Source organism: Methylobacterium sp. J-070 (genome assembly GCF_022829385.1).
GTDB lineage: Bacteria > Pseudomonadota > Alphaproteobacteria > Rhizobiales > Beijerinckiaceae > Methylobacterium.
Genome location: NZ_JAKSXX010000110.1, coordinates 23,325 through 37,602, shown reverse-complemented (window position 1 = coordinate 37,602; position 14,278 = coordinate 23,325). Strand labels below are relative to the sequence as shown.

General features: G+C 75.0%; 20 protein-coding genes and 1 pseudogene. 8 read left to right on the top strand and 13 right to left on the bottom strand.

Annotated features, from left to right (window positions below; all coding sequences use genetic code 11):
* Positions 1-30: 30 nt before the first annotated feature.
* From MKL01_RS36150 to MKL01_RS08325, 3 genes and pseudogenes are all read left to right on the top strand, one after another.
* A pseudogene (locus MKL01_RS36150) lies at positions 31-171 on the top strand (hypothetical protein); the annotation flags it as partial.
* 80 nt (positions 172-251) lie between these two features.
* Positions 252-386, top strand: coding sequence for a hypothetical protein (locus MKL01_RS36145; protein ID WP_409566222.1), 135 nt, complete (start codon positions 252-254; stop codon positions 384-386).
* On the top strand, positions 383-664 hold the full coding sequence (locus MKL01_RS08325; protein WP_243904745.1) for a helix-turn-helix domain-containing protein: 282 nt from the start codon (positions 383-385) through the stop codon (positions 662-664). The genes MKL01_RS36145 and MKL01_RS08325 overlap by 4 nt, the downstream gene beginning before the upstream one ends.
* On the opposite strand, the gene MKL01_RS08320 is transcribed toward MKL01_RS08325, so the two are convergent.
* From MKL01_RS08320 to MKL01_RS08310, 3 genes are read right to left on the bottom strand one after another with little or no spacing between them, the layout of a single operon-like run.
* Complete coding sequence (locus tag MKL01_RS08320; protein ID WP_243904744.1) at positions 557-1,126, bottom strand: NlpC/P60 family protein; 570 nt, start codon at positions 1,124-1,126, stop codon at positions 557-559. The two genes, MKL01_RS08325 and MKL01_RS08320, sit on opposite strands and share 108 nt — an antisense overlap.
* Positions 1,123-1,998, bottom strand: coding sequence for a DUF2163 domain-containing protein (locus tag MKL01_RS08315; RefSeq protein WP_243904743.1), 876 nt, complete (start codon positions 1,996-1,998; stop codon positions 1,123-1,125). The genes MKL01_RS08320 and MKL01_RS08315 overlap by 4 nt, the downstream gene beginning before the upstream one ends.
* Positions 1,999-2,008: 10 nt before the next feature.
* Complete coding sequence (locus MKL01_RS08310; protein WP_243904742.1) at positions 2,009-2,650, bottom strand: DUF2460 domain-containing protein; 642 nt, start codon at positions 2,648-2,650, stop codon at positions 2,009-2,011.
* Positions 2,651-2,938: 288 nt separating this feature from the next.
* Here MKL01_RS08310 and MKL01_RS08305 point away from each other — a divergent pair, with 288 nt between their 5' ends.
* Positions 2,939-3,856: a TauD/TfdA dioxygenase family protein gene (locus MKL01_RS08305; RefSeq protein WP_243904741.1), complete on the top strand. Its 918-nt coding sequence runs from the start codon at positions 2,939-2,941 to the stop codon at positions 3,854-3,856.
* 113 nt (positions 3,857-3,969) lie between these two features.
* Here MKL01_RS08305 and MKL01_RS08300 read toward each other — a convergent pair whose 3' ends face one another.
* The 7 genes from MKL01_RS08300 to MKL01_RS08270 form a co-directional block, all read right to left on the bottom strand.
* Positions 3,970-4,548, bottom strand: a complete 579-nt coding sequence (locus MKL01_RS08300; protein WP_243904740.1) for a phage tail tape measure protein — start codon at positions 4,546-4,548, stop codon at positions 3,970-3,972.
* 9 nt (positions 4,549-4,557) lie between these two features.
* Entirely contained in the window at positions 4,558-4,695 is a 138-nt protein-coding gene (locus MKL01_RS08295) for a phage tail assembly chaperone (RefSeq protein WP_409566221.1), read from the bottom strand.
* Positions 4,696-4,784: 89 nt separating this feature from the next.
* Positions 4,785-5,117: a gene transfer agent family protein gene (locus MKL01_RS08290; RefSeq protein WP_243904739.1), complete on the bottom strand. Its 333-nt coding sequence runs from the start codon at positions 5,115-5,117 to the stop codon at positions 4,785-4,787.
* 4 nt (positions 5,118-5,121) lie between these two features.
* The gene (locus tag MKL01_RS08285) at positions 5,122-5,532 is read right to left on the bottom strand and encodes a phage major tail protein, TP901-1 family (protein ID WP_243904738.1); all 411 of its coding nucleotides are present in this window, start codon (positions 5,530-5,532) and stop codon (positions 5,122-5,124) included.
* 394 nt (positions 5,533-5,926) lie between these two features.
* Complete coding sequence (locus tag MKL01_RS08280; protein WP_243904737.1) at positions 5,927-6,343, bottom strand: DUF3168 domain-containing protein; 417 nt, start codon at positions 6,341-6,343, stop codon at positions 5,927-5,929.
* On the bottom strand, positions 6,340-6,690 hold the full coding sequence (locus MKL01_RS08275; protein ID WP_243904736.1) for a head-tail adaptor protein: 351 nt from the start codon (positions 6,688-6,690) through the stop codon (positions 6,340-6,342). The genes MKL01_RS08280 and MKL01_RS08275 overlap by 4 nt, the downstream gene beginning before the upstream one ends.
* A gap of 32 nt (positions 6,691-6,722) precedes the next feature.
* Positions 6,723-7,277, bottom strand: coding sequence for a hypothetical protein (locus MKL01_RS08270; RefSeq protein WP_243904735.1), 555 nt, complete (start codon positions 7,275-7,277; stop codon positions 6,723-6,725).
* 27 nt (positions 7,278-7,304) lie between these two features.
* On the opposite strand from MKL01_RS08270, the gene MKL01_RS08265 reads away from it, so the two are divergent.
* From MKL01_RS08265 to dps, 3 genes are all read left to right on the top strand, one after another.
* Positions 7,305-8,042 carry a S1 family peptidase gene (locus MKL01_RS08265; protein ID WP_243904734.1) on the top strand — a complete coding sequence of 246 codons (738 nt, stop codon included), beginning with the start codon at positions 7,305-7,307 and terminating at the stop codon, positions 8,040-8,042.
* 124 nt (positions 8,043-8,166) lie between these two features.
* The gene (locus MKL01_RS08260) at positions 8,167-9,072 is read left to right on the top strand and encodes a S1 family peptidase (protein ID WP_243904733.1); all 906 of its coding nucleotides are present in this window, start codon (positions 8,167-8,169) and stop codon (positions 9,070-9,072) included.
* 166 nt (positions 9,073-9,238) lie between these two features.
* Positions 9,239-9,784 (top strand): DNA starvation/stationary phase protection protein Dps, encoded by a 546-nt coding sequence (gene dps / locus MKL01_RS08255; protein ID WP_243904732.1) that lies wholly within the window; start codon positions 9,239-9,241, stop codon positions 9,782-9,784.
* A 321-nt stretch (positions 9,785-10,105) separates the two neighbouring features.
* On the opposite strand, the gene MKL01_RS08250 is transcribed toward dps, so the two are convergent.
* The 3 genes from MKL01_RS08250 to MKL01_RS08240 all read right to left on the bottom strand — a co-directional run bounded on the left by MKL01_RS08250 (position 10,106) and on the right by MKL01_RS08240 (position 13,281).
* Positions 10,106-11,419 carry a phage major capsid protein gene (locus MKL01_RS08250; protein WP_243904731.1) on the bottom strand — a complete coding sequence of 438 codons (1,314 nt, stop codon included), beginning with the start codon at positions 11,417-11,419 and terminating at the stop codon, positions 10,106-10,108.
* A gap of 29 nt (positions 11,420-11,448) precedes the next feature.
* A complete protein-coding gene (locus MKL01_RS08245; protein ID WP_243904843.1) occupies positions 11,449-11,955 on the bottom strand; it encodes an HK97 family phage prohead protease in 507 nt (168 codons plus the stop codon).
* Positions 11,956-12,084: 129 nt separating this feature from the next.
* Entirely contained in the window at positions 12,085-13,281 is a 1,197-nt protein-coding gene (locus MKL01_RS08240; RefSeq protein ID WP_243904730.1) for a phage portal protein, read from the bottom strand.
* Between the two features lie 30 nt (positions 13,282-13,311).
* Between MKL01_RS08240 and MKL01_RS08235 the strand changes: the two genes are divergently transcribed.
* Entirely contained in the window at positions 13,312-14,250 is a 939-nt protein-coding gene (locus MKL01_RS08235; protein ID WP_243904729.1) for a hypothetical protein, read from the top strand.
* Positions 14,251-14,278: the final 28 nt, after the last annotated feature.

Genomic DNA, 14,278 nt, shown 5'->3' with positions numbered 1-14,278 from the left:
TTTTGTATATCCGGCCGATCCGCGCGGACGGTGTGGTGCTCAGGCGTGACTCGGCAGCCCGAAGGCGTGGTGTTCCGCGGGAACGCGCTCGATGACCTGCGCGCCTTCCCTCAGGATGCCCGGCGCGCTGCCGGCTATCAGATCGACCGCGTTCAGTCCGGTCGGGATCCCGAGGACTGGAAGCCCATGCGGTCCATCGGTCCGGGCGTCCGGGAGATCCGCATCCGTGAACCGGAGGTGCGTTCCGCGTCATCTCCCTGGCGAAATTCCCGGAGGCGGTCTTCGTCCTCCATCGCTTCCGCAAGACCACACGGAGGACGGCATCGGCCGACATTGCCCTGGCGAAGCAACGCCATGCCGACCTCGTTCGGGAGTTGAAATCATGACGGGCACGAGCTTCGACAGCGTGTGGGATGCCGTTGAGGACACGCCGGCCGAGGCGGCGCACATGCGCATCCGCTCGGCGTTGATGATGGCCCTGCACGATCACATCGAGCGGACGGGTCTGAGCCAAGCCCAGGCCGCGAAGATCCTCGGCATCACGCAACCGCGCGTCTCAGACCTGATGCGCGGCAAGATCGACCTGTTCGCCATCGACTCGCTGGTCTCGATGCTCGCCGCCGCCGGGCTGCAGGTCGAGCTCCGCGTGGCCGCGGCCGCCTGAGGCGGAGTCCGGAAACCGGAACACCCCCGTCAGGTGGCGCCGCCACCAGCGGGTCAGCGCCACCTCGGTGACGGCGGCCCCGTCATGGGCGTGGATCATGGCGCCGTCGCCGGTGGCGAGGGCGCAGTGGCGGGCCGGAAGGTGGCGGCGGAAGGCGAAGAGCAGCACGTCGCCCGCCCGGGGCACCGCGTCGGCGAGGGAGCCCGGCACCGGCACGAGGTGGCGGGACGCCGCCTCGGTGAGCGGGTCGCTGCCGGGAGCGGCGGATTCGGCCCACGCGCCGGTGTAGGGCGGGACCGCCTCGGGCTCGGTCCCGTAGAGCCCGCGCCAGACCCCGCGCAGCAGCCCGAGGCAGTCGCAGCCGACCCCGCGCAGCGAGGCCTGGTGGCGGTAGGGCGTCCCCAGCCACAGCCGGGCCTCGCCGAGCGCCGCCGCGCCGATATCCCGCCGCATCGCGCTCATCGGAACAGGCTCCCGCCGTCGAGGACGGGCCCCGAGCCCGGCACCGCCCGCGCCACCGCGTCGTTGCCGGGCATGTGCGGGAAGCCCTGGAAGTTCGCCGCGTTGGCGAAGCGGTCCCGGCAGGTGGCGAGGCGCTTGTCGCAGCCCGCCGTCAGCGTGAAGCCGTCCCCGGGCGCCACGGGCCGGGGCGGCACGGTCCAGAGCTCGATCAGGCCGCCGAGCTGGAGCCGGACGTCCGCCGCGTGCCCGGCATTGGCACCGTCGGTCCAGGTCAGCCGGCCGCCGGTGAACAGGCCGTCGGCGAAGGCGCCCGCCAGCACCGCCGCGAGCGTCGCGGGCTCCGGGAGCGCGGTCACACGGCCGGTCGTGCGCCAGGGTGCGAGCTCGACCCGGCAGCGGGCATCCCCGAGGTCGGCGCCGCAGGTGGCCCGGTAGGTTCGCCCGCGCTCGGCGTCGAGCTGGTGCGTGAGGCCGCGCAGCTCCGCCACGAAGGCGTCGCCCTCGCGGCGCACCTCGCCGATCGTGGCGAGGTCGATCAGCAGCCGGGTCTCGGGCCGGTTCCAATCGACCAGCCAGGTCTCCACCGCGGCGCCGTCGTAGAGGCCGCCGGCGATGTCGGCCTCGGTCAGGCCGAAGCTGCTGAGCGCGCCCGCCACGTCGCCGCCCGAGACGGCGAAACCCAGCTCCGCGACGGCCTCGGCGGCCTCCAGCCCGGTCCGGGCTTCGTGGACGAGACCCGAGACGGTCAGGTCGCGGTCGTGGTCGGTGAAGCCGAGGGCGACCCCGTCCCGCCGCCGCAAGGACCAGCAGCGGCACAGGGTGGTCATGCCCCCCGCGAGATGGGCCGCGAAGGCCGCCGGGATGTCGCGCATGGCTCCCTCCTCAGGGCACGATCTCGACGAGCGGCACCTTCGGGATCTCGCCCGCCGTGAAGGCCGCGAGATCGATGGTCAGGTCGTCGGTGTCGAAGCGGACCGGCACGTCGAAGGCGAAGCCCGCCGTCACGACGGCGCCCGGTGCCGGGACGTGGCCGGGCGAGAAGGCGACGAGCCCCGTGGCGGCGTCGCACGCGAAGGCGTCGGGCCCGACCTCCCGGCCGCCGACCGCCACCCGGACGCTGCCCGCCACCGGCTTGGCGATCCGGCGCCGGTAGGGTGCGAAGCCGCTGCCGTAGGTCTTCACCAGCGGGAAGACCGCGGTGGCGCCGTCGCCGATGCCGAGGCGCTGGTCGAGGGGGCCGGTCGCCCGTCCCGGCGGCCCCGAGCGGCCATCGACCCGGTCGCGGAACCGGAAGCCGTAGAGCCGGCCGCGCCGCTCCTCGAAGAAGACCAGCACGGCGTGGAGCGCGTCGAGGCCGCGCAGGCCGAAGCCGGCATCGTAGCGGCGGCGGGAATCGGCCCAGCGGCCGTTCCGGTGCTCCCGGCCGGAGGCCAGGGTCACGATCTCGGTGAGCCGCTGCGGCCCGCCGCTCGCGCGCAGCGAGACGTCGAGGGGAAACAGCACCTCGTGGAAGTCGTCGGCCATGGTGCGAGCCCTCGAGTCGCCGCGTGCTGTCGTCGCGTCGGCCATCCGGGCCAGCCGGACGCCGCGCAGCGTCGGGGAACGCCGACGCTGCCGGACCGGGGCATCCGGAAAAAGCCTTTCGGAAAGATCCGAAAATTTGAAAACGCCGTTTATCGACAAACCGGGGCGGCTGGCCAAAGATCATCGGCGACGACGCGGACGAATTCCGGGTCATTCGGCCCCGGAACAACTCGATCGCGCGCGCCGAAAATGCCCGCCGCGTCGCCGTCCTGCCAGGGAAACCTTCCGATGACCGCCATCCCCCAGCCTCTGCACCCGTCATCCTCGGTCCTCGACATCCGCCGCGTCGCCGGACGCATCGGCGCCGAGATCCGCGGCCTCGCGCTCTCGGACGGGCTCGACGCCGCCACCGTCACGGCGCTCCGCGCGGCGCTGGTGACCCACAAGGTCGTGTTCTTCCGCGACCAGAGCCTCGACGAGGCGGGCCAGGAGGCGTTCGGCCGGCTGCTCGGCGACCTCGTCCCGCACCCGACCGTCCCGCCGCTCGCCGGCACGGCGGGCGTCCTCGACCTCGACGGCAGCCGGGGCGAGCGGGCGAGTTCCTGGCACACCGACGTGACCTTCGTGCCGGCCTACCCGGCGATCTCGATCCTGCGCGCCGTGACGGTGCCCCCCTTCGGCGGCGACACGCTCTGGGCCAATACGGCCGCGGCCTACGCGGAGCTGCCCGAGCCCCTGCGCGATCTCGCCGACCGGCTCTGGGCGCTGCACTCGAACGTCTACGACTACGTGGGCGGGCGCGTGACCGTCTCGGAGGAAGGCCGGCGGCGCCACGAGGAGGTGTTCACCCGGACCGTGTTCGAGACCGAGCATCCGCTGGTCCACGTGCATCCGGAGAGCGGCGAGCGCTCGCTGATCGTCGGGCACTTCATCCAGCGCCTCCTGGGACTCACGACGGCGGATTCGCAGCACCTGCTGGCGATCTTCCACGACCACGCCACCCGGCCGGAGAACACGGTGCGCTGGACCTGGCGGGCGGGCGACGTGGCGATCTGGGACAACCGGGCGACGGTGCACCGCGCGGTGGACGATTACGGCGACCAGCCCCGGGTGGTCCGCCGGGTGACGATCCAGGGCGTCGCCCCGGTGAGCGTCGACGGCCGCCGCAGCCGGGCGCGGGAGACGGAGGCGCGCAGGGCGGCGTGAGAAGCACCGGACTTGGCGGGCGCGCTCCCTCCCCCCTCTGCGGGGAAGGGAGCGCCGCGGAAGCGTTCGCTATGGCCAACGCGTGGCCCCGCGTCCGGCACGGGTTCCCGGGCTCACGTCGCCCGCTGCCCCCGCGCCACCGCCCGGGCGAGGCTCGCGGTCACCTGCGCCTCGGACCGGCGGAACGCCCCCGGATCGGGCGTCGCGATGGTGACGTTCACCGAGACCGGGCGCGCCGACGCCCCGCCGGCGGCGACGCCGAGGCGCCCGTCCGGGCCACGGGCGAGGGGCAGGATCGCCTCCGGGCCGGCCTCGCCCATGAGCCCGGTGCCGCCGGCCATGGGGAAGTAGGTCGGCGCGGCCACGACCCCGCCCGCCGCGAAGGGCTGGACCCGCCCGCCCCGGAACACCCCGCCGCGGGCATAGCCGTCCTCGGAGCCGGAGCCCGCTCCCAGTACGGCGTTCACGAGGCCGCCGATCCCGGACCGGATCGGCCCGGCCGCCGCCCGGGCCGCCGCGCCGGCGAGGCGGGACCCGATCGTGCCCAGCACCCCGTCGAGGCTGCGCCCCGAGGCGGCGCCCCGGGTGAGCGCCGTGTCGAGGCTGCGGCCGAAATTCTGCGCCAGCCGGTCGAGGGTCTCGAGCTGCTTGATCCGCGCGTCGCCCGCGATGTCGGATTCGGTCTCGGCCATCGGGATGCCTCAGCGCGGATCGGGATAGGCGGCGAGCAGCCGCTCGAAGGCGGCGCGGGTCATGGGCTCCGGCCCGGCGCGCCGGCCGAGCGCCGCCGCGAACTCCCGCGGCGTCGCCGCCCAGAAGGCGGCGGGGCTCCAGCGCAGGATTCCGAGGCCGAGCGCGAGGGCATCGTCCCAGGGGAAGCCGGCGGGGTTTCGAGCCGTCTCCGGTTGCGATGCGGGCGGAGGCGGCTCTACGGAGGGTTTGCCGGGCCCGGCGCCTCCCCGAAGGCCGCCGCCAGCACCTCGCCGAGGGCCGCCGACACGGCGTCGAGCCCGCCCGCGAGCGGCATCCGCGCCACAGCCGCGTCGTCGATGTCGTGGCCGCCGCCGCGCAGGGCGACGCCGAGCAGCGCGATCAGGTCCCGGGCCGAGACGCGCCCGCCTGCGAAGCGCCCGGCGAGGCCCGTCAGGTCGCCGACCTGGAGCGCCGCCTCCAGCTCGGCCAGCGCGCCGAGGGTCAGGCAGAGGGTGTAGCGCCGCCCACTCAGCACGAGCGGCACCTCCCCGCGGATCCGGTTGGCCATGGCGTCAGGCCGCCGCGAAGCCGAGCGCGCCCGCCGAATCCAGGCTGACGTCGAAGGTGACCTCGCTGGCGTGATCGCCCCGGTATTCGAGGCTCGCGATCTGGAACGGCCCCTCCAGGATCCCGAAGGCCGGCACCACGATCTGGAAGGTCTCGATCGCCCCGTCGAAGAAGATCTGCCGCAGGCGCGCGTCCGAGGCCTGATCGCGGAACACCCCCGATCCGGAGATCGCGGCCCGGCGCACGCCGGCGCCGGCGAGCAGCTCGCGCCAGCGGCCGGCGGAATCGGCGTTGGTGACGTCCACGGTCTCGGCGTTCAGCGTGATCTGGCGGCTGCGCAGGCCCGCCACGGCCACGAAGCCGCCCGCGCCGTCCCCGGCCCGGAGCAGCAGGTCCTTGCCCTTCTGCGCGCCCATCGGCTTCCTCCTGCCTCGTTGCCATCGAACGTCGTGCCGCGTCGTAGCCCACGCGTGCCCTGTCCCGGACAGGTGGAGCGGCAGCAGAACCTGATCCGGGATCCGGCACGGATCCATCGGAGACCGGGCACGGCGGGCGCCGCGGCTCCCCCCTCCGCGGGGGCGAATGGCCCCCAAAGGGGGTCGGGAGCAGGCCAGCACGACAGGTCAGGATGTCTCGCCCGTCGCGACCGATCCGGAAGCCCGGTCCCCTCTCCGACCTTCGCTCACGCGAAGGCCACCCTCCCCTGCAGAGCGGGGAGGGAAGGCGCGTGTCGGACCTGTCCTGCCGAACCTCGGCCGGACCTATGCGCACATCGGAGGGAAAGGCAGGTCGGATCCGACGCCCCTACCATCAAAAAGTCTCGGTGACGGCCTCGAGGGCGAGGCTGGCCCGCGCCTCTCCGGTCCGGGTATCGCGGTGGGCCCTGATGGCGCGCACTCGCAGGGTGACGAGCCGGCAGCCCGTCAGCGGCATCGCCTCGTCCGCGAGCAGCGCCGCCATGCGCTCGGCGGCGTCGAGGGCGGTGCGCACCGAGCCCGCCCGGGCGATCGCCACGATCTCGTGGTTGTGGCGGTGGCGCACGGCGCCGTCGACGGAATCGTCCTGGATCCCGGCGTCGCCGAACAGGGCGTAGACCGGGACCGAGCCCCGCGGGGGCTCGTCGTAGAGGCGCACCCGACCGCCGAGCAGCGCCGCGAGGGCGGCATCGGCCGAGAAGCGGGCGATCAGGCCGGCGCGGAGCGCCAGAAGCGGGCTGGGATCGGTCACGGCAGGTTCTCGCGAGGCAGTTCCTCGACGTGGCAGACGCGGTCGCGGCCCCGCGCATCGGGTTCGGTCACGGCGCGGATCGCGAAGCGCCGGGGGCCGGCGGCCAGCCGCATCGTCGCGTCGAGGTCGGTCCGGCTCCGGAGGGTGACACGGTAGGCGGCCAGGGTGTCGGTCCGGCCGCCGGCCGGGCGGTCGACGACGCCGGCCGGCGCCAGGGCGCCCCACAGGACCGGGCCGGCCACGTAGCGGCGGAGCACGCCGCCGAAGCCATCGGGCTCCTCCAGGGGCCGTTCGAGGACGAAGCGGCGGCAGCGGGCGCCGAGCGGCGGCCGGGGCTGTGTCGCCATGGGACGGGCTCCGGGGATCGAGGGGCGCGGGATCACAGCCGCATCCGGCGGAAGGGCGCGGCGAGGTCGGCGGCGTCGGCGTCCGGTTCGTCGCCGCGATGCTCGTAGCGGGCGGCGGCGAGCCGCAGGATCGCGAGGCGCAGCGGCGGCGGCAGCGGCGGTCCATCGCCGCCGTAGCCCGCCGCCACCTCGATCAGGATGGTGCGGCCGGCGGGGTCCGGCGCCTCCGGATCGACCAGCAGGCACGGCGCCTCCACCGGGTCCGGGCCCAGGCGCACGAGGCCCTCGGCGAGGACCGCGACGCTGCCGTCGGCCGCCGCGAACCCCGCACGGACGAGGGCCACCAGCGGGCTGAGCGGCAGGGGCAGCCGCCCCCCGGGCGGCCAGCCGGGCAGCGCGATCCGGTAGCGGCCCGGGACCAGGATCCGGCGGGTCTCGATCTCCAGGCTGGCGCGGACCGCCGTGATCAGAGCCTGGAGCAGGCCGTCCTCGGTACCCCCGTCGTCGGAATCGACGCGCAGGTAGCCGCGCAGGTCGGCGACGCTCACCGGCTCGACGGCGGAGGCGTCGATGCGTAACGGGATCATCGCGCGTCCCTCTCGAATGGTGGTCTGATGCCGATCTCGATGCGACGCCTGGCGGCCTGCACCGTCCTGGCGGCGGGTCCGTCGCTCGCGAGCCTGCCAGCTCGGGCGATCGTGGGCGGCGCGGACTCGCCCGCGGGCGGCGCCGTGATGGTCCTGTCGTCGAAGGGCGGCGTCTGCACCGGCGTGGTGCTCACCGACGACACGGTGCTCACCGCCGGCCATTGCGCCGCCGACGCGCCGGAACTCCGTGTCCATTTCCGCGACGCCGCCGGCGCCCCGGTCCTCGTGGAGGTGGCGGGCCGCGCCGTGCATCCGGGCTACGACGCGGGCGCGGCGGCGGCCCGGCGGCGCTCCATCGACCTCGCGCTGCTGCGCACCGCGACGCCGCTGCCGCCGCGCTTCGCCCCGGTGACGCTCGGCGCCGCGTCCCCGAAGGCGGGCGAGACCCTGACCCTGTCGGGCTACGGCGCCGCCAGGCCCGGCGACCCGCGCTCCACCGGCACCCACCGCAGCATCGACCTGCCGGTGATCGAGCCCTACGGGCCGAGCCGCATCCTGGTCTGGCTGAAGGGCGCCGGCGGCGGCGCCTGCCAGGGCGATTCCGGCGGCCCGATCGCCGGGCCGGACGGGGCCGTCCGGGCGCTCGCCGCCTGGGTCGGGGGCGCCTGCGGCGGCCTCACGCAGGGGGTCCTGATCGGGCCGCAGCACGGCTGGATCGACCGGGTGCTGGAGGGCTGGGGCCGGAGCGCGCGTTGGACGCCGTAGAGTCGGCCGGATCCGCAGGGAACCTCAGCTTGGCCGGGTCATTGCCTTGCTCTAGGCTCACGCGCCGACGCACCCTCGATCCGGCGTCCCCACTCGCGCCGACGGCGCCCCCCCGGAGTGCCCGATGTCCCCTCGCCCGATCCGCAAGGCCGGCCTGCGCGCGCGTCTCCGCGGAGGCGTCGGAGGCGGCCTCATCGGCGCGGCGCTGCTCGGGGCGCTGGCCGGCCTGCTTCCGGCCCCCGCGGCGGCGGTGATCAACGGCACCACCACCCGCGACCCCAACGGCGCGCGCAGCTTCGTGGTGCGCATCGAGAGCACGGAGGGCGAGATCTGCTCGGGCACGCTGATCGCCCCCGATCTCGTGCTCAGCGCCGCCCATTGCGTGATGCGACCGGCCGGCTACACGGTGATCAGCGTCGACCGCGGCTTCCGCCAGCACCGGACCCAGGTGATCGCCGCCACGATGCACCCCGACTTCGTGCCCGGCACGACGCCGGAGGAGCAGCCCGGCGTCGATCTGGCGCTCCTCAAGCTCGAAGCGCCCCTCGGCGCCGATTATGCGCCCCTCGACCCGCGGGGCGCCGCCTCGATCGAAACCGGCGCGCCGGTCGACATCGCGGGCTTCGGCGTCGTGGCCGAGAACCGGCGCGGCTCGGCGCGGGTCCTGCGGCTGGCGCATCTCGTCTCCATCGGCTCGTTGCAGGTCGCCAATCGGGTGACCGTGGTGACCGACCGCCAGCGCATGGCCGAGACCTCCGGAGCGGGCGCGTGCCTGGGCGATTCCGGCGGCCCGATCCTCGCCGGCGGCCCCGGGGGCTACCGGATCGTCGGCGTGGTGAGCTGGTCGAGCGGCGCCCTCCAGCAGGGGGCCCGCCGGACCGCCTGCGGCGGCTTCACCGCGGTGACGCCGGTGGCCGAGCATGCCGGCTGGATCTCGGCGCGCTCGGCGGAGCTGGCCCGGATCCCAGTGAGCGACGCCCTGCCGCGGGGCAACCGGCCCGTCTGGACGGCGCGTACCCGACGCCGCTAGCGCGCCCGCCGCGGCGGCGGAATCCGGCTCGGCGCAAGAGCGCGTGGCATCAAGGACTTGGAGCCGCCCGGCCCTTCGCCATCCCGCAGATCCTGCGCGCCTGCGGGAACCTGAAGCCCCATCGGCACTTTCGCATCCGAACCTTTCAGGCTCACGGAGCGACACCATGGCCGACGCCGGCACCCGCAATACCCCCCGGTCGCACAAGACCCGCAACAACACGGATTCGAACGCCAAGAAGGTCTCGATCGACGCCCTCAACGCCCGGTTGGCGGACGGCATCGACCTCGCCCTGTCGATCAAGCAGGCCCACTGGAACCTCAAGGGCCCGCAGTTCATCGGCGTCCACGAGATGCTCGACGGGTTCCGCACCGAGCTCGACGAGTTCAACGACAGCGTCGCCGAGCGTGCGGTTCAGCTGGGCGCCACGGCCTTCGGCTCGACCCAGGTGGTCGCCGAGCACACCAAGCTTCCGGCGTACCCGACCGGCATCTACGCGATCGCCGACCACATCGCCGCGCTGATCGACAGCTACGCCGCCTACGCCAACGCGGTGCGCGAGAACATCGACGAGACCGACGAGGCGGGCGATCCCGACACCGCCGACCTCTTCACCGAGATCTCCCGGGCGGTGGACAAGCATCTCTGGTTCCTGGAGGCCCACGTGCAGGAGCCCACCGGCACCCTGCGCGACGGCAACCCGGGGCGCTGAGAGCGCTCACCGCCGGCGGCCCGCTCGGGTTTGTCCCGATGGGCTGCCGGCCCAGGATTTTCCGGCGGCGCCGCGCAGCAGGTTCGGCGGCGCCCACCCCCCGACTGCGCCACGATGTAACGACATCGCGGGGACGGCATGCCTGGCCCCCTCCCGGTCGGGGCGCGATCTGGGTGTGGAACCGGCAGGGTCAGGAAGGCCGCGCCGTCCCGGCCCTGAGGGAGGCGGCGCCTCCGCACAGACCCGATCCCTCACCCGGTTCCCTGCGAGAGCAGACCTCTCCCGCACCGGAGAGGGGACCCGCTCGGTCGGCCCGATGTCTCAGCCGAACTTCACCAGCTTGATCGCGTCGAAGTCCTGCACCCCGCCGCCGACGCGCTTGGTGGTGTAGAACAGCACGTAGGGCTTGGCCGAGTACGGGTCGCGCAGCACGCGCATGCCGGTGCGGTCCACCACCACGTAGCCCCGGCGGAAATCGCCGAAGGCCAGCGACAGGCTGTCCTTGGCCAGATCCGGCATCGCCTCGGCCTCCGTGACGGGGAAGCCGATCAGCGTCGCCGCCCGGCCGGCGGCGAGCGGCGGCTGCCAGAGGTAGTTGCCCTCCGCGTCCTTGAACTTCCGGATCGCGCTCTGGGTGCGCCGATTCATCACGAAGCCGGCGTTCTGCCGGTAGGCGGCCCGCAGGCCGTAGATCAGGTCGAACAGCACGTCCCCCGGACTGGCCGGCGGGAAGGCGCCGGCCACCCCCGTGGCGACGAAGCCGAGCTTGCCCGGCGCCCAGGCGGCATTGGCGACCGTGTCGTAGCTGAGGAAGCCGCGCGGGCGGCTGGCGCCGTTGCCGGTGACGAAGGCGACGCCCTCCTGCTCGGCGAAGGCGGTCTCGACCTCGGCCGACAGCCACGCGTCGAGGTCCACCACGGCGTCGTCCAGCAGCGTCTGCGTGGCGGCCGGCATCGCGTAGAGTTCCATGGCGGGGAGCGCGATCTCCGTCAGGGCCGGCGCGGCGGTCTCGGGGCGCGGCGCGGTCTCGGCCGCCCAGCCGGTGACCGGAGCGCCCACCGAGACCGCGCGCTTGTACTGGGCGCCCGAGATCTGCTGCACGCTGGCGATCGATCGGATCGGCGAGACCTGGCCGAGCCGCATCAGCACGGTGCGCTCGATCGTGTCGGGCACGAGGTAGCCGCCGTCCGGCCCCGAGCCGGCCGAGAGCGCCTTGGCCTCCAGGCGCTTGAGGCCGGCGCTCTCGCCGGCCCGGACGTAGAGGTCGAAGGCGGCCTTATGCTCGTGGGCGGCCGCATCCACCCGGGGCTGCGGCTGCCCGAGCGGCGGTCGGGCCTGCGCCAGGCTGATCCGGTCGAGGCGGGTGCGGGCGGCGTCGAGGGCGGCGTCGATCCGGGCGAGCTTCTCCTCCGTGAGCACGTCGACGCCGAGGCGGCCCTCGATCTGGCCGATGCGGGTGTCGTTCGTCTCCTTGAACGCCGCGAAGGCGGCGGCGAGTTCGTCGAGCGCCGACCGGGCGGAGCCGCCCTCGGGCCGGGCGGCCTTGTTCTCCAGGTCGGGCGAGCCGCACCCGCTCTCGGGGAAAGCGCCCTTGGTCTCCAGGACGGGACGGGCGATCGGGGTCTGGGCGTGCATCGGGGGCCTCGTCGGCGGGGGTGGGAACGTCAGGGCCGGGCGGCCGGCGGCAGCCGGACGGCGGGTCTCGGAAGGCGCGCTGGCGCGATCCGCCGGGCGAGGCCACGGATCTCGTCGGCCAGGGTGTCGGGCTCCGGGCTCGCCCGGGCCCCCGGCTGCAGCGGGAAGGTCACGAGCGAGATCTCCCAGAGGTCGACCTGGTGGAGCCTGCGCTCGCCGCCGGGGCCCTTGCGGGCCAGCACCGTGCGGAAGCCGATCGACAGCCCGTCGAGGCCGCCCCCGCGCATCAGGGCGTCGATCTCCCGGGCGCGCTGCACCGCGAGGTTGAGCTGGCCTTCCGCGAACAGGCCGCGGGCATCCTCGCGCAGATACAGCCAGCGGCCGATCGGCTCGGCGGGATCGTGCTGGAACAGCAGACGCACGCCGGCCGGCCCGCGCCGGGCGAGACTGGCCGAGAACGCGCCCGGCACCACCACGTCGCGCCCGAGATCGGGCACGCCGAAGACGCTGGCATAGCCGGTGAAATGGCCGTCCATGGCGGGATCCTCGGGCGTGGGGCGGGTCTGCGACGGTGCCACGCCCACGTTCCCGTCCGGGGAGCGGCGCCCGCGTCACCAGGGGTCGGTTGAGGGGGAGAACACAGGCGGCCCAGGTAGGAGCGCCGGTCAGCCAGCCCCTCCCGCGGTCTCAGGGGGGTAGCCCACGGCCTCGCGCTTCTCCGCCACCGACAGGAAGTCCGCGGCCTGGATCCGGCGCCACAGGGATTCGCGCTCGCCGGCGAGCGCCTCGATCCGGTCGAGGTCCGGCTCCAGATCGACCGGCCCGAAGGCGGGCTCCAGCCAGGTGGACAGAGCCTGGGCGGTGCGGGCCGCCAGCGGGATCAGGGTCTGGCGGTAGAGGGCCCGGTTGGCCTCGGCGTAGTTGGCGTGGGTATTGTCCCCCGACAGGCCGAGCAGCAGCGGCGGGACCCCGAACGCCAGGGCGATCTCCCGGGCCGCCGCGTTCTTCGCCTCGACGAAGTCCATGTCCCGGGGCGACAGTGCGAGCGGCTTCCAGTCGAGGCCACCCTCCAGCAGCAGAGGCCGTCCGGCATTGGCCGCGCCCTGGTAGTTCGCCTCCAGCTCCGCCTTCAGGCGGTCGAACTGCGCCTCGGAGAGCGCCGCCCCGGCGAAGACCAGGGCTCCGGAGGGCCGGGCGGCGTTGTCGAGGAGCGCCTTGTTCCAGCCGCTCGCGGCGTTGTGGATGTCGAGCGCGGTGGCGGCCGCCTCGATGGGGGCGAGGCCGCCGATGTCGTCCTCCGGGTGGAACAGGGCCAGCGCCAGGATCGGCGCCACCTCGGCGGCACCCGGCGGCGGCAGGTCGAACCGGCGGCTGCGGCCGCCCGCCGCGTACACGTAGGCGGCCGGCCAGCCGTCGGGGCCCGGCAGCGTCCGCATCCGGCCCGGCCGCAGGGCCTGGAGGGCCGCGACCCGTCCGTCGAGCGTCACCGCCTCCAGGTAGGCCGTGCCCGTGAGCAGGAGGTCGGCGTACAGCGTCTCCAGGAGATGCGTGCCGCTCTCCCGGGGGTTCGGCCGGGCGAGCAGCGCCAGCAGGTCCCCGGCCCGCTCGGTCCCCGGCCCGGTGGCGATCAGCGGCAGGCTCGCGGCACTCTCGGCGACGAGCCGCACCGCCCGGTGGACCACCGGGTTGCCCTGGTAGCCGGCCCGGGCCAGCGCGGCCGGGTCGCGGGGCGTCCAGCTGGCCCGCCCCTCCGCGTAGAGGGCGAAGGACGGGACCGTGGCGGCCTTGGTGGCCAGCCCGGGCGCGGGGGCATCGGCGGCGCGGCGGGCGAGCCGCGCCAGGCGTTCGAGGACAGTCGACATGGCGGTGCGTTCCTGAGCTATGGTCGTGCGATGCAGCCCCGGTCCCCTCGGCGGTTCCGCGCGGCCCGGTGCGGGGGCTTCGCCGCCGCGCTCCTCGCCGCGCCCCTCGCCGCCACCCCTTTCGGCCCCGCGCTCGTCGCGGTCGCGGCTCGGGCCGGGGACGCGGCCGGCCCCGTTTGGCCGGAGCCGGACGGCACCCTCGTGCTGGCGCGGCCCTTCGGCCGGTCGGAGATCAGCCTGCGCCTGGCGCGCCGCGTCGCCGGGGCGGTGGATACCCTGACGTGGGACGGCGTCACCTTCCTGGCCGACACGGAACCGGCGGACGCCCTGCAGGCGCGCGCGGCCCTCGGATCCGGGTCCGGCCGCCGCCGGGTGAGCGAGGCCGGCGGCCCGCAGGCCGCGGAACCGGCCGCACGCCGGCTCCGCGCGCTGCGGTCCGGGCGGAGCTGGGCCGAGACCGAGACGCGCCTGGCCTGGGATCCTCCGGAGACTGGGGCGGCCGCCGACGTGATCCTGCACAAGCGGGTCGCCCTCGGCTTGCCGGGCCTCGGCAACGCCGTCGAGGTGCAGGCGCGGTTCGTGCTCCCCGGGCCCGCCGCCGCGGCGCGGTTCGAGCCCCTGACGCTGGCGGTGCCGGCGGAATTCTCCGAGGCCTGGCGCTTCGACCCCGCCACCGGCGCGCTCAGCCGCCGCGCCGCGGCCCCCGGCGAGGAGCCGGCCCCCGTGGTCCTGGCGACGCCCGAGGGCTCGCACGCCCTGGCAGTCTGGAGCCCCGACCCGCCCGCCCAGGAGCCCGATGCCCCCCGCCCGCGCTTCACCGTCCGGCCGGGGCCGGGGGCGACCCGCCTGGGTTGCGCCGTCCGGATCGCCGAGGCCGCGGCCGGCAACCACGATTTCGCCTGCTACGCCCTGGTCGGGACCCTGGCGGACGTCCGCAGCGCCCTGCGCACCCTGACCGCCCCCGAGTGATGCGGGCCCGACGTCCGACAAACTGGTG